This is a genomic window from Mycobacterium appelbergii (assembly GCF_032883035.1).
GTDB classification, from domain to species: Bacteria; Actinomycetota; Actinomycetes; order Mycobacteriales; family Mycobacteriaceae; genus Mycobacterium; species Mycobacterium appelbergii.
On the sequence record NZ_JAMQTH010000019.1, the window covers coordinates 30,765 to 43,936 of the forward strand.

A 13,172-nucleotide genomic window follows, 5' to 3' on the forward strand; every position below is an offset into this window, starting at 1 on the left:
GAACAGCTTGACAACACTACTGATCAACGGGCGGATACACAGTCCCGCCAATCCCGACGCCACCGCGTTCGCGGTCCGCGACGGCGTGATTGCGTGGCTGGGCAGTGATGATGTCGGCAGGCTGCAGTTCCCCGACGCCCGCCTCGTCGACCTCGACGGCGGGTTTGTGGCACCGGCATTCGTCGACAGTCACGTCCATCTCACTGCCACGGGGCTTAACCTCGGCGGGTTGGACCTGCGCGGTGCCACGTCGCTGCAGCACTGCCTTCAGTTGATCGCAGACCATGTGCAGCGCCACCGCACCGGACCCGTCTGGGGACATGGTTGGGACGAGTCGGGCTGGCCCGAGCGCACTCCGCCGAGCACCGAGAATCTGGACGCGGTGCTGGGGGACCGGCCCGGCTATCTGGCCCGGGTGGACGTGCACTCGGCCGCGGCCACCAGCGCACTGCGTCGGCTGGTCCCCGGACTCATCGATGCCGCCGGATACGCACCGCAGCTGCCGCTGCGCGCCCATGCGCACCACCTGGTGCGCGCGGCGGCCCGGGATCGTCTGACGGCGCAACAACGCCGCGACGCCCGTGTCGCGGCGCTGGATCACGCGGCCGGACTCGGCATTGCCGCGGTCCACGAATGCGCGGGTCCGGACATCGGCGGGCTCGAGGACTTCCACGATCTGCGCCGTCTCGAACACGGCGTCGAGGTCATCGGTTACTGGGGCGAAGCCGCGCGCGACGCCGACCATGCCCGAACACTGATCGCCGAGACCGGCGCGCGTGGTCTGGCCGGCGATCTGTTCGTCGATGGCGCCCTCGGATCCCGCACCGCGTGGCTGCAGGCTCCATACAGCGATGCGCCCCACACCTGCGGCAACAGCTATCTGGATGCGGGGTCGATCACCGCCCATCTGCAGGCCTGCACCGAGGCCGGGATCACCGCCGGATTCCACGTGATCGGCGATGCCGCCGTCACCGCCGTCGTCGGCGCCCTGGCAACCGTCGTCGACAGACTGGGCGCACCCGCCGTGGCGCGTTGCGGCCACCGGCTGGAGCACCTGGAGATGGTGAGTGCCGCCCAGGCCGCCCAGCTCGGATCGTGGGGCGTGATGGCCAGCATGCAGCCGAACTTCGACGCGTTGTGGGGAGGTGCCGACCGAATGTATGCCCAGCGTCTCGGGCCTGATCGAGTCCACCGGCTGAACCCGCTCGCGCTGTTAGCATCCGAAGGCGTGCCCCTAGCGTTCGGCTCCGACAGTCCGGTCACCGGCATGAATCCATGGGAGACGGTGCGCGCCGCCGTCGGTCACCGGACGGCGGGATCGGCATTGTCGGCGCGGGCGGCGTTCGCTGCCGCCACCCGCGGTGGCTGGCGGGCAGGCGGAGTTCGTGACGGCGTCACCGGCACCCTGATTCCCGGGGCCGCGGCCAGCTATGCGGTGTGGGATGCCGAGGAGCTCGAAGTCAGCGCACCGGCAAACGCCGTGCAGCGCTGGTCCACCGATCCGCGGTCCCGGGTGCCTGCCCTGCCGCGCCTCGGGACAGGCGAACTGCCGCGCTGCCGCCAAACCGTGCACCGGGGCGTCGTGATCCATGGGTGACGACCGGTCCAGATTCGAGCGCAGGTTCGACGGCCCGCGGGCACGCCCCCATGACATCACCGAGGTCATCCCGGCGATCGTCGACGGGGACGACATGGATGTCGACGAGGAACCCGACGACGATTTTGCCGACGCGGACCTAGACCTTGACCCGGATCCCGACCCCGACCCGGACTCGGAGGACCCGGCGCGAGCAGGAACCGACCGGCTGGCCTCGGTGACGGCGTGGGCCGGTCGATTCGGACGCGCGATCCAGGTCAGGTGGGCACAGCTGAGCGCGGCGATCGGCGGTGGATTGCTCCTGTGGACGAGTTTCCCGCCGATCGGTTGGTGGTTCAGCGCCTTCGGCGCGTTTGCGTTGCTCGCGTGGGTGCTCACCCGCAGCTCCACCACCCTTGCCGGCGGGGCCGGATACGGTTTCCTGTTCGGGCTGGCGTTCTACGTGCCGCTGCTGCCGTGGATCAGCGGACTGGTCGGACCGTTCCCCTGGCTGGCGCTGGCTGCATTGCAGGCGGTGTTCTGCGGCCTGTTCGGTCTTGGTGCGGTCGGAGTCCGGCGGCTGCCGGGGTGGCCGTTGTGGTTCGCGGCGGTGTGGGCCGCTGCGGAATGGCTCAAATCAACGGTCCCGTTCGGCGGATTCCCTTGGGGTGTCGTTGGTTTCAGTCAGGCGAACGGACCCCTGCTGCCGATCGCGCGGCTCGGCGGGGCGCCTTTGCTCTCGTTCGCGGTGGTGCTGGCCGGGTTCAGCATGACGTTGGTGGCGATCGAGATCGCCCACTGGTGGCGGCACGGACACAAGCCGGGGATACCCGCACCCGCGGTGGTGTTGCCGGGGGTGAGTATCGCCGTTGTCCTCTTGGGCGCCGCGCTGGTGTGGCCCCAGGTACGGCATTCCGGTGTCGGGGCAGGCGATGAACAGTCCGTCACCGTGGCGGCGATCCAGGGCAACGTGCCCCGGCTGGGGCTGGAGTTCAATGCGCAGCGGCGCGCGGTGCTGGACAACCACGTCCGGGAAACGCAGCGCCTGGCCGACGACGTCCGCGCGGGCCGGGCCGCACAACCGATGTTCGTCATCTGGCCCGAGAATTCCTCCGACATCGACCCGCTGGCCAATCCGGATGCGGCCGCGCAGATCAGCGCGGCCGCCGAGGCGATCGATGCGCCGATCCTGGTCGGTGGCGTGGTCAAGGCCGACGACTACACCCCGGAGCACCCCGTGGCGACCAACTCGGTGATCGTGTGGGGGCCGGCAGACGGACCCGGTGACCGACACGACAAGAAGATCGTGCAGCCGTTCGGGGAGTACCTGCCCTGGCGTGGCTTCTTCCGGCATCTGTCGTCCTATGCCGACCGGGCCGGCTATTTCGTGCCAGGCACCGGCGACGGCGTGGTGCACGCCGCAGGCGTGCCCATCGGCGTCACCACCTGCTGGGAAGTGATCTTCGACCGGGCCGCCAGGGAATCAGTCCTCAGCGGCGCGCAGTTGCTGGCAGTGCCGTCGAACAACGCGACCTTCGACGAGGCGATGAGTGTGCAGCAACTGGCATTCGCCAAGCTTCGGGCCGTCGAACACGACCGCTACGTCGTCGTCGCCGGCACCACCGGAATCAGCGCGGTGATCGCACCCGACGGGCGTGAACTGGCCCGCACCGAGTGGTTCCAGCCCGCCTATCTCGACACCCAGATTCGGCTGAAGTCGGACCTCACTCCGGCCACCCGCTGGGGTCCCATCGTGCAAGGCGTGCTGGTCCTGGCGGGTTTCCTGGCCGCCGCTGCGGTGCTGATCGCCGCGATACTGCAGAATAGAGCGCTGGTGCCAGCCAGACTTAGAAGCCGCCCGGCGCCCGCCGGCGACGATAAAGGAGCAACATGAGCGTCCCTGGAGAACCACAGCGAGAAGGGGAGAGCTCAGCCAGCCCACGCCCGAGTCGGCGCACCCTGGTCATCATCCCGACATACAACGAGCGCGAGAATCTGCCCTTGATCGTCGGCCGCGTGCACGATGCGCGCCCGGACGTCCACATCCTGATCGTCGATGACGGCAGCCCCGACGGAACCGGGGACCTCGCCGACGAGTTGGCTCTGGCCGACACCGACCGTGTCCATGTCATGCACCGCACCAGCAAGGCCGGGCTGGGCGCGGCGTATCTGGCCGGCTTCGACTGGGGGCTGGGCCGTGGCTACTCGGTGCTGGTGGAAATGGACGCCGACGGCAGCCATGCGCCCGAGGAACTGAAGCGGCTGCTCGATGCGGTCGACACGGGGGCCGATCTGGCCATCGGGTCGCGGTACGTCCCGGGCGGCACGGTTCGCAACTGGCCGTGGCGGCGGCTCGCGCTGTCCAAGACCGCGAACACGTATTCGCGGTTCCTGCTGGGTGTCAACATCCACGACATCACCGCCGGTTACCGCGCCTACCGGCGCGAGGTGTTGGAGAAGATCGACCTGTCGGCGGTGGACTCCAAGGGGTACTGCTTCCAGATCGATCTGACCTGGCGGGCGATCAACAACGGGTTCAGCGTGGTGGAGGTCCCGATCACGTTCACCGAACGCGAGCTCGGAGTGTCCAAGATGAGCGGGTCGAACATCCGCGAGGCGATGTTCAAGGTCGCCGAATGGGGAATCCGCGGGCGCCTGGATCGCGCCCGCGGCGTCGTGCGCTAGCTAACCCGGGCGTCAGCTGCTGCTACCGCGTCGCTTGGTCTTGATCAGGTCGAGGCGCTCCTTGAGCAATTCCTCGAGTTCCTCGACCGAGCGGCGCTCCAGCAGCATGTCCCAGTGGGTGCGCGGCGGCTTGACCTTCTTGGGCTCGGGCGCGTCACCATCGATCAGGGTGCCTTCCATGCCGTTTTTGCACGGCCAGGTACCGGGGATCTCGGCGTCGTCAGCGAACGGAACGTCAAACTCTTCACCGTTGTCGGTGCGGTACCGGGCGACCTGACGCGGGGCCAGGTCATGGTTGCGGTCGGTCTCGTAGCTCACAGCTCCGAGGCGACTGCCTCTCAGGACACGATCAGCCATCGTCAACACTCCTCATTCGCGCGATTTTGTCCGGATGCGTCAACGCTTCGCGGCGCTGTCAAGTTCCCGACTCGACCCTTCATGATACGCGGATCACCGGGCGGGGCCGTCTACAGTCGGGATCCATGGCCACCGCAACTGCCAGACGGAGCCGTTCGCAACCGTGTCGGTGGTGCGGACGCGAGGTTCCCGACGCGCAAATGGGACGCAAACGTCAGTATTGCAGGCAGTCCTGCCGGCAACGAGCCTATGAGCAGCGCGCGATCGTCAAGGGCACATCGCTGGCGCCGGACTCGGTGGTGCTCACCGCCGAGGAGGCGTCCCAACTGTCCGACCGGGTGTACCAGGTCCGGTGCGCCGCCGAAGACCTCGCCACCGCTGTCGACGAGGGCGCCACACCCGACGAGTTGCGGCAACTGTGTGACGCATTGATGCAAGCCGCCAAAGCGGCCGACGGCTGGCGGTAGGCCACACTTTCGTTTTCGTTTAGCTCAGCTCGATTCCAACCCTTACCGGCAAAATGGGCCGACCGTAACGTCGACTCACCGTGACCAGTCCCACCGCGCCGACGGCACCTGCCGAGCCTGCCCCACGGGTTCGCGCTGCCAAATACCTTTCCGGTCAACGCAAGTGGGGCATTGTCCGATTGCTCTCGCCGGTGGTGCTGCTGGCCCTGTGGCAGGCGGGCAGTGCCTTGGGCCTGATTTCGCAGGATGTGCTGCCCGCCCCGTCGCTGATCCTGGAAGCAGGCATCGAGCTCATCGGCAACGGCCAGCTGGCCGACGCGCTGCAGGTATCGGGGGCCCGGGTGATCGCCGGGCTGCTGCTGGGCGGTGTCATCGGGGTCGCGCTGGGCACGGCCGTCGGGCTGTCCCACTGGCTGGAGGCCACCCTCGACCCGCCGATGCAGATGATCCGGGCGTTGCCGCACCTGGGCCTGATCCCGTTGTTCATCCTGTGGTTCGGCATCGGTGAACTGCCCAAGGTGCTGCTGGTGGCGCTGGGCGTGAGTTTTCCGCTCTACCTGAACACATTCTCGGCCATCCGTCAGGTCGACCCCAAACTGTTCGAAACCGCCCAGGTGCTCGGGTTTTCGTTCTGGCAGCGGTTTCGCACCATCATCGTGCCCAGCGCGGCGCCGCAGGTGCTGGTCGGCTTCCGGCAGTCGCTGGCGATCGCCTGGCTGACCCTGATCGTCGCCGAGCAGATCAACGCGGACAAGGGGATCGGGTTCCTGATCAACAACGCCCGTGACTTTCTTCGCGTCGACATCATCATCTTCGGGCTGGTTGTCTACGCGCTACTGGGCATCGGCACCGACGCAGCAGTCCGCATGTTGGAACGTCGAGCCCTGAGGTACCGCTCATGACCGTGATTTCGGAGCGCGCGACCACCACCGCAGGCGAATTGCGCGGGGTGGACAAGTGGTACGGCAGTCATCACGTGCTCAACGATGTGTCGATTCGGATCGGCAGCGGTGAGATCGTCGCGCTGATCGGGCGTAGCGGTTCCGGAAAGTCCACGGTGCTGCGGGTGCTGTCGGGATTGTCGACCGATCACACGGGGGACTGTGTGGTATCCGGGGCGCCGGCGCTGGCTTTCCAGGAGCCGCGGCTCTTTCCGTGGCGTGACGTCCGCACCAACGTGGCCTACGGGCTGACCCGCAGCCGGCTGTCCCGTGGTCAGGCACTGGCCCGTGCCGAGCAGGCACTCGCCGACGTCGGGTTGGCAGATCGCGGTGACGTGTGGCCGTTGACATTGTCCGGCGGTCAGGCGCAACGGGTTTCGCTGGCCCGCGCGTTGGTCGCCGAGCCGCAGCTGTTGTTGCTCGATGAGCCGTTCGGCGCGCTCGACGCCCTGACCCGGCTCACCATGCGCACACTGCTGCTCGATCTCTGGCGCGAGCACGGATTCGGCGTGCTGCTGGTCACCCACGACGTGGACGAAGCGGTCGCGCTCGCCGACCGGGTGCTGGTCCTCGACGCCGGCAGGGTGGTGCACACCCTGGAGATCGAGGAGGCCCGGCGCCCGCCGGGCGAAAATGCGGCGAACACCGAACGGCACCGCGCCGAGTTGCTCGAGCACCTCGGTGTCCAACTCTGAGCGGGGATGCACGCGAAATGAGGGTCATGACAGGAATGTTCACATCGGGGCGGCGACTGGCGGCGCTACTCCTCGTTGCCGGGCTGCTCTCGGGTTGCGTTACACGCCAGGATAATTCGGTACCCCAGGCGGCCCCGGAGACGGTCGCACTGTCCGAGCTGTCCGGCGTGACACTGCAGATCGGCGACCAGAAGGGCGGCACCCAGGCGTTGTTGCGAGCGGCAGGCGCGCTCGAGAACCTGCCGTATCAGGTGGCGTTCTCCACCTTCACATCAGGACCGCCGCAGATCGAGGCCGCCACCGCAGGCAAGATCGACTTCGCGATCACCGGCAATACCCCGCCCATCTTCGGCGCGGCCTCCAATGCCAGGGTGAAAGTGGTTTCCGCCTATGACGGCGGCGGTTTCGGCGACCAGGTCCTGGTGCCTGCCGACTCGCCGATCCGGTCCATCACCGATTTGCGTGGCAAGAGCATCGCCATCGCGAAAGGCAGTTCGGCGCATGGTCATATCCTGGTTCAGCTGAACCGCGCGGATCTCAGCCCGACCGACGTCACGTTGGTGTTCCTGCAACCCGCCGACGCCCTGACGGCGTTCACCCAGCACCGCGTCGATGCCTGGGCGGTCTGGGATCCCTACACAGCTCAGGCCGAGCAGGAACTCCCGGTGCGCAGTATTGCCCGGGCGACGGGCATCACGAATGGTGCGGGGTTCGGGGTGGCCTCCGACGCGACTCTGGCCGATCCGTTGCGCAACACCGCACTGGCCGACCTGTTGCAGCGTTATGCCAAGGCGGTGAAGTGGGCCAACGACCATCGTGCGGACTGGGTGAAGCGCTACGCGGCCGAGGTCGGGCTGGACCCGGCGGTGGCCACCGTTGCGCAGGGTCGCAGCCTGCGACTACCCACGGAGCTGTCCGATCAACTGGTCGCCTCCGAGCAGGAGATGGCCGACTTGTTCGCGGCGTCGGGGCAGATCGCTTCGGCACCCGACTTCGCCGGATGGGTGGACCGCCGTTACCGCGACGAGCTGGCGCCTCTTTACCTCAACCGCAACTAGGAAGGTGTGTCTTGACAACCCAACCGCAGGCCAAGTTCTTCTGGTTTCTCCCGACCGCCGGTGACGGCCGGTCGATCGTCGGTTCCTCGCACGCGTCTTCGCAGCGATCGGTCCCGGACAACTACCGGGCGCCCACGCGTCGGTATCTGGCAGAGGTGGCTCGCGCGGCGGACCGGTTGGGGTACGAGGGGGTGCTCACCCCGACCGGAACCTGGTGTGAGGACGCCTGGTTGACCACGTCGGCGTTGCTGGCCGAAACCGAGCGGCTCAAGTTCCTGGTGGCGTTCCGGCCCGGTCTGGTGCCGCCGACGCTGGCGGCGCAGCAGGCCGCCACATTGCAGCGATTCTCCGAGGGTCGGGTTCTGCTCAACGTGGTCAGTGGCGGCGATGACCTGGAGCAGCGCCGGTTCGGCGATTGGCTCAGCCACGACGAACGGTATTCGCGCACCGGTGAGTTCCTGCACATCGTCAACACCCTGTGGCGTCAGGGCGGCGACGAGTCGCTGGACTTCACCGGCGAGCACTATCAGGTGGCCGACGCCAGGGTGTCGGCGCCGCCGGATCCGTTGCCGCAGGTCTACTTCGGCGGTTCCTCGGCCGCCGCGTTACCGATCGCGGCCGAGCATGTCGACGTGTACCTCACCTGGGGCGAGCCACCGCAGGCCGCCGCGGCCAAGATCGATCGGGTCCGCAAGCTTGCCGAGGAACGCGGCCGGACCATGCGATTCGGGATCCGCCTGCATACGATCTCGCGGGACACCTCGGCCGCCGCCTGGGCGGTGGCCGAGGAACTGCTGGCCGGGCTGGATCCGGAGCAGATCGCGAAAGCGACTGCACTGCACGCCAAGTCCGAGTCGGAAGGCCAGCGCCGGATGACGGCGCTGCACGGCGGAGCGCTCGACCAACTGGAGATCTATCCCAACCTGTGGGCCGGCGTCGGATTGGTGCGTGGCGGGGCGGGCACCGCGTTGGTCGGTAGTCATGAGGAAGTCGCCAACCTCATTTACGAATACCATTCGGTGGGCTTCGACGAGTTCATCCTGTCGGGTTATCCGCACCTGGAAGAGGCGTACTGGTTTGCCGAGGGAGTACTGCCGATCTTGAAGCGCAAGGGCCTCGCCTAAGTCGGTTCGCAGCTGAGCTGCTTGCCCACCCCTACCGGCGGAGTGACCGGCTGCAGACAGCCGAGTGGTTCGACTGCGGCCTGGCTGATCCGGATGCCCGACTGATGGGCGTAGTTGATGCAGATCAGTGCGGTCGCGTCGGCACGGCAGCGATAGTCGCCGAACGCCAGCGACTGTCCCTCGGGCAGCGCAGCGCCGTCGCCGTAGGTGAAGCGGCCCGGATCGCCGTGAAGTGAGCCGATATCCACCGTCTGGCCCTCGAAGTCCACCCATCCGGCGATCCAGTTTCCCTCGACGTCCGACGGTTTGTCGGGTAGGTCCGCCGACTTGACCAGGCAGGACAACTGGCCGTTGGCCAGTTTGTCGGTTGCGCAGCGGGTATCGGCCGAGGAGGCGACGAAGGCGATGTCCTCACCCAGGTCGGTGGGCTTGCCGTCGCGCGTCGCGGTGTGGAAATTGGCCGCGTCAGCAGCGGTCCCGGCCTCGACCCACCTGATCACCTGTGCCATCGGCGTTCCGGCCGCAGGCGCCTTGGTGGGTACCGGGGTGGTCGTCGGCGTGGGCTTGGCGCTCGTCTTGTGCGGTGTACTGGCAGGTGCAGACAATCGGGGCGGTGAAGACGGCTCGGCCTCCTGGCCACCGGTTGTGCACCCTGCCAACAGCACAGACGCCGCGATCATCACAGCAATCCGCATACCCGCCAGGCTAGCTGCCCGCGCCACGCCGCCGCCCAGGCGTGGCCGGTGCGGCGATGTTCGATACGGTCAGCGAATGCACGAACGGACCGTCCGCGCAACCATCGGCACCGGAATCATCGAGGGCTTCACGCGCGACGGCGTACATCGCTGGCGTTCCATTCCGTATGCCCGACCGCCGGTAGGGCCGCTGCGACTACGGGCCCCGCAGCCGGCCGAACCATGGCCCGGCGTGCGCTACTGCCACGGATTCGGATACTGCGCGCCCCAACAGCGCCGGTACACGCTCGTCGGCGTCGGCAAATACCAGCCGATGAGCGAGGACTGCCTGACACTGAATGTGGTGGCTCCCGAGAAGCCCGTCACCGACGGTCCGCTGCCGGTGATGTTCTTCGTGCACGGTGGCGGCTACATCATGGGCAGTTCGGCGACACCGATTTACGACGGTGCCGCGCTGGCCCGCCGGGGCTGCGTCTACATCTCGGTCAACTACCGGCTCGGCGCGCTGGGCTGCATGGAGCTCTCGTCGCTGTCGACGCCGGAACATCCGATCGAGGACAACCTGTTCCTGCGCGACCTGGTACTGGCGCTGCAATGGGTGCGCGACAACGCTGCGGTGTTCGGTGGCGACCCCGACAACGTGACCATCTTCGGTGAGAGCGCGGGAGCCCAGGCCGTCGCCACGCTGCTCGCGGTCCCGCAGGCCGAGGGCTTGTTCGCCAGGGTGATTTCGGAGAGCCCGGCCAGTGGGATGGTCAGCTCGAGGGCGACGGCGGCCCGACTCGCCACCCAGTTCGCCGAACTGCTCGGCCCGGGCGACCCCGCCGCGGCGGTCACCTCCAGCCGGCCCGCCGAACTGGGCCGGGCACTGAGCCGACTCATCGCGGGCGGCATGACCGACATGCCAGGGGCCTTTCCGGTGGGCCCGACGTACGGCACCGAGTTCCTGCCTGCCGACCCGGTGGCCGCGATGGCGGACGGGACGGCGCACCGGCTGCCGCTGATCATCGGGAACAACGCCGACGAGGGGCGGTTGTTCACGCGCTTCATGCCGCTGTTGCCGACCAATGAGCCGATGATCGAGAAGTTGTTCGCCGACGGCGCCCCGCAGCACCGGGAGCGGATCATCGCCGCCTACCCGGGGTACCCGGGCAGTGCGGCCTGCGTGCGCCTGGGCGGTGACTTCGCGTTCGGCTCGGCGACCTGGCAGATCTCCGAGGCACACAGCAGGCATGCGCCCACCTATGTGTACCGCTACGACTACGCGCCGCGCGCCTTGCGCTGGGCGGGGCTGGGCGCCACGCACGCGATGGAATTGCTGGCCGTATTCGACACGTACCGAACCAGATACGGCGCGATGCTGACCGCGGTCGCGGACCGGGGATCGGCCCGCGCCGTCAGCCGCGACGTGCAATCGCGGTGGCGCGGCTTCAGCCGTACCGGCGTGCCCGGCCGGGGGTGGCCGGCCTACACCGCCGACGATCGTGCGGTGTTGGTGTTCGACCGCAGATCGCGGGTCGAGTATGACCCGGCCGCGGCGCGCCGACAGGCCTGGGAAGGGTTCTCGCTCGCCGAGCGCTGACTTGGGCGATCCGCTGCGCGGTGCTGCCGGATGTGATTGCGTGATCTCGTGGGCTACCCTCTGGATCCGCTGTCGGCCGACGAGTTCACCGCGGTGGCAGCGATATTGCGGCGTGAACAGGGTGTCGGCGAGGGCTGGCGGATTGCCTCGGTGGAGCTTGTCGAACCAACGAAAACTGAGTTGTCCGCGTTCGACAGCGGTGGTCCGAGTCCGGCCCGCCGAGCTGCTGTGATCTGCCTCAACCGGTCGGAGAATGCCATCTACAAGGGCGTGGTGTCGCTCTCGGACGACGGCGTGGAGACGTTCGGTCACGTGCCCGGGGTGCAGGCCAACTTCACCGTCGATGAGTTCGTCGAGTGCGATGAGGTGCTGCGCAACCACCCCGAGGTGATCGCCGCGCTGGCCCGGCGGGGCATCACCGACATGGACAACGTCTTCATGGACACCTGGACGTACGGTGGCGCGGTCGCCCCGCCCGAATACCGCGACCGGCGCCTCGGCTGGTCGGACACCTGGTACAAGCGGGCGCCCGGCGCCAACCCGTATGCGCACCCGGTCAGCGGGCTGCACTGCGTCATCGACCTCAACAGCATGGAGGTGCTGCGCGTCGAGGACGACGGGACCGCCGAGAAGCCCGATGTGATGGGTGAGTATGTGCCTCACCATATTCCGGATCGCATCCGGTCGGCCTCGCGACGGGAACCACTCAAGCCGTTACACGTCACGCAACCCGATGGACCGTCGTTCACCCTCGACGGCAATCTGGTGACGTGGCAGAACTGGTCGCTGCGGGTCGGGTTCAATCACCGTGAGGGGATGACGCTACACACCGTGCGATACCGCGACGGTGACACGGACAGGTCTGTGGCGCACCGGATGTCGTTCGCCGAGATGGTGGTGCCCTATCGCGATCCCTCGGTCGATCACTATCGCCGCACCGCGTTCGACATCGGTGAGTGGGGGCTGGGTTTCATGACCACCTCGCTGGAACTGGGTTGTGACTGTCTGGGCGAGATCCGTTACCTGGACGCCGTGCTGCACGACAGCACGGGCGAGCCGTACACGATCACCAATGCCGTCTGCATCCACGAAGAAGACAATGCGGTGTTGTGGAAGCACGTCGATCACGACGCCGGCGCCGAGGTACGCCGGATGCGTCGGTTGACCCTGTCTTTCCATGTCACCGTGGCCAATTACGAGTACCTGGCGTACTGGCGGTTCTACCAGGACGGCAACATCGAATGTGAGGTGCGCGCTACCGGAATCATGGTGACGACGCCGCTGGCGCCGGGGCAGCCGCACCCGAACGGCACTCTTGTCGACGAGCGCACGTATGCGCCGTTCCACCAACACTTTCTGATCGCCCGGCTCGATCTGGATGTCGACGGCAGCGACAACACCGTGTACATGACCGAGTCCTACGCCGAGCCGATCGGGCCCGACAACCCGTACGGACTCTCGCTCGTGGTGCGCAACCAGGCGCTGACCACCGAGGCCGAGGGCAGACAAGACGTCAATTTCGCGACCCAGCGGGCCTGGAAAGTGGTCAACACCAACGTCGTCAACGGGCTCGGCACCCATCCGTCGTACAAGTTGGTGCCGACCGGGGCGATACCGCCGATGTTGGATCCGGCGTCGCCGGTCCTGCAGCGCGCCAACGTCATCGCCCATACCCTGTGGGTGACGCCCAACCATGCCGACGAGCGCTGGCCGGCAGGGGAATTCGTCAACCAATCGACAGTGGACACCGGGTTGGGGGAATGGACCAAGGCCAACCGGTCCATCGAGAACACCGATGTGGTGCTGTGGTACGTCTTCGGGATCCACCACATCACCCGGCCGGAGGACTGGCCGGTGATGCCTGTCGACGTGGTGTCGTTCTGGCTGAAGCCGTACGGGTTCTTCGACCGCAACCCGGCACTGGATGTGACTGCGACGCCGCCCGAGGGATGCGCGCACACCGGGGCCAAGGCCGCGCACCATTAGTTGACA

12 protein-coding genes are annotated in these 13,172 nt (G+C 67.3%); 10 read left to right on the forward strand and 2 right to left on the reverse strand.

All coding sequences use genetic code 11. From position 1 onward, the window contains the following. The first annotated feature begins 7 nt into the window (after positions 1-7). From M1247_RS32385 to M1247_RS32395, 3 genes are read left to right on the forward strand one after another with little or no spacing between them, the layout of a single operon-like run. On the forward strand, positions 8-1,597 hold the full coding sequence (locus M1247_RS32385; RefSeq protein ID WP_317160537.1) for an amidohydrolase: 1,590 nt from the start codon (positions 8-10) through the stop codon (positions 1,595-1,597). Then, positions 1,590-3,470: an apolipoprotein N-acyltransferase gene (lnt, locus tag M1247_RS32390; RefSeq protein WP_317160538.1), complete on the forward strand. Its 1,881-nt coding sequence runs from the start codon at positions 1,590-1,592 to the stop codon at positions 3,468-3,470. Before M1247_RS32385 ends, lnt begins: the two co-directional genes overlap by 8 nt. Beyond that, on the forward strand, positions 3,467-4,261 hold the full coding sequence (locus M1247_RS32395) for a polyprenol monophosphomannose synthase (protein WP_317160539.1): 795 nt from the start codon (positions 3,467-3,469) through the stop codon (positions 4,259-4,261). The genes lnt and M1247_RS32395 overlap by 4 nt, the downstream gene beginning before the upstream one ends. Positions 4,262-4,273: 12 nt before the next feature. Here M1247_RS32395 and M1247_RS32400 read toward each other — a convergent pair whose 3' ends face one another. Then, positions 4,274-4,618, reverse strand: coding sequence for an RNA polymerase-binding protein RbpA (locus M1247_RS32400; protein ID WP_317160540.1), 345 nt, complete (start codon positions 4,616-4,618; stop codon positions 4,274-4,276). Between the two features lie 125 nt (positions 4,619-4,743). On the opposite strand from M1247_RS32400, the gene M1247_RS32405 reads away from it, so the two are divergent. From M1247_RS32405 to M1247_RS32425, 5 genes are all read left to right on the forward strand, one after another. Next, positions 4,744-5,085 (forward strand): hypothetical protein, encoded by a 342-nt coding sequence (locus M1247_RS32405; protein ID WP_317160541.1) that lies wholly within the window; start codon positions 4,744-4,746, stop codon positions 5,083-5,085. An 80-nt stretch (positions 5,086-5,165) separates the two neighbouring features. Beyond that, complete coding sequence (locus M1247_RS32410) at positions 5,166-5,987, forward strand: ABC transporter permease (protein ID WP_410506980.1); 822 nt, start codon at positions 5,166-5,168, stop codon at positions 5,985-5,987. After that, the gene (locus M1247_RS32415) at positions 5,984-6,721 is read left to right on the forward strand and encodes an ABC transporter ATP-binding protein (protein ID WP_317160542.1); all 738 of its coding nucleotides are present in this window, start codon (positions 5,984-5,986) and stop codon (positions 6,719-6,721) included. Before M1247_RS32410 ends, M1247_RS32415 begins: the two co-directional genes overlap by 4 nt. 35 nt (positions 6,722-6,756) lie before the next feature. Next, a complete protein-coding gene (locus M1247_RS32420) occupies positions 6,757-7,779 on the forward strand; it encodes an ABC transporter substrate-binding protein (protein WP_410506984.1) in 1,023 nt (340 codons plus the stop codon). 11 nt (positions 7,780-7,790) lie between these two features. Continuing rightward, on the forward strand, positions 7,791-8,903 hold the full coding sequence (locus tag M1247_RS32425; protein WP_317160544.1) for an LLM class flavin-dependent oxidoreductase: 1,113 nt from the start codon (positions 7,791-7,793) through the stop codon (positions 8,901-8,903). Here M1247_RS32425 and M1247_RS32430 read toward each other — a convergent pair. Beyond that, positions 8,900-9,598: a hypothetical protein gene (locus M1247_RS32430; RefSeq protein ID WP_317160545.1), complete on the reverse strand. Its 699-nt coding sequence runs from the start codon at positions 9,596-9,598 to the stop codon at positions 8,900-8,902. The genes M1247_RS32425 and M1247_RS32430 overlap by 4 nt on opposite strands. Before the next feature lie 76 nt (positions 9,599-9,674). Here M1247_RS32430 and M1247_RS32435 point away from each other — a divergent pair, with 76 nt between their 5' ends. Together M1247_RS32435 and M1247_RS32440 are read left to right on the forward strand one after the other, a co-directional pair. Beyond that, on the forward strand, positions 9,675-11,180 hold the full coding sequence (locus M1247_RS32435) for a carboxylesterase/lipase family protein (RefSeq protein ID WP_317160546.1): 1,506 nt from the start codon (positions 9,675-9,677) through the stop codon (positions 11,178-11,180). 48 nt (positions 11,181-11,228) lie between these two features. Further along, the gene (locus M1247_RS32440) at positions 11,229-13,166 is read left to right on the forward strand and encodes a primary-amine oxidase (protein ID WP_410506981.1); all 1,938 of its coding nucleotides are present in this window, start codon (positions 11,229-11,231) and stop codon (positions 13,164-13,166) included. Positions 13,167-13,172 lie beyond the last annotated feature (6 nt).

Bases quoted from the DNA above. Each gene is read 5' to 3' on its own strand.
- M1247_RS32415 (WP_317160542.1), top strand. From the start codon at position 5,984: ATGACCGTGATTTCGGAGCGCGCGACCACCACCGCAGGCGAATTGCGC.
- M1247_RS32430 (WP_317160545.1), bottom strand. From the start codon at position 9,598: ATGCGGATTGCTGTGATGATCGCGGCGTCTGTGCTGTTGGCAGGGTGC.
- M1247_RS32435 (WP_317160546.1), top strand. From the start codon at position 9,675: ATGCACGAACGGACCGTCCGCGCAACCATCGGCACCGGAATCATCGAG.
- M1247_RS32395 (WP_317160539.1), top strand. From the start codon at position 3,467: ATGAGCGTCCCTGGAGAACCACAGCGAGAAGGGGAGAGCTCAGCCAGC.
- M1247_RS32400 (WP_317160540.1), bottom strand. From the start codon at position 4,618: ATGGCTGATCGTGTCCTGAGAGGCAGTCGCCTCGGAGCTGTGAGCTAC.
- M1247_RS32405 (WP_317160541.1), top strand. From the start codon at position 4,744: ATGGCCACCGCAACTGCCAGACGGAGCCGTTCGCAACCGTGTCGGTGG.
- M1247_RS32420 (WP_410506984.1), top strand. From the start codon at position 6,757: ATGTTCACATCGGGGCGGCGACTGGCGGCGCTACTCCTCGTTGCCGGG.
- lnt (WP_317160538.1), top strand. From the start codon at position 1,590: ATGGGTGACGACCGGTCCAGATTCGAGCGCAGGTTCGACGGCCCGCGG.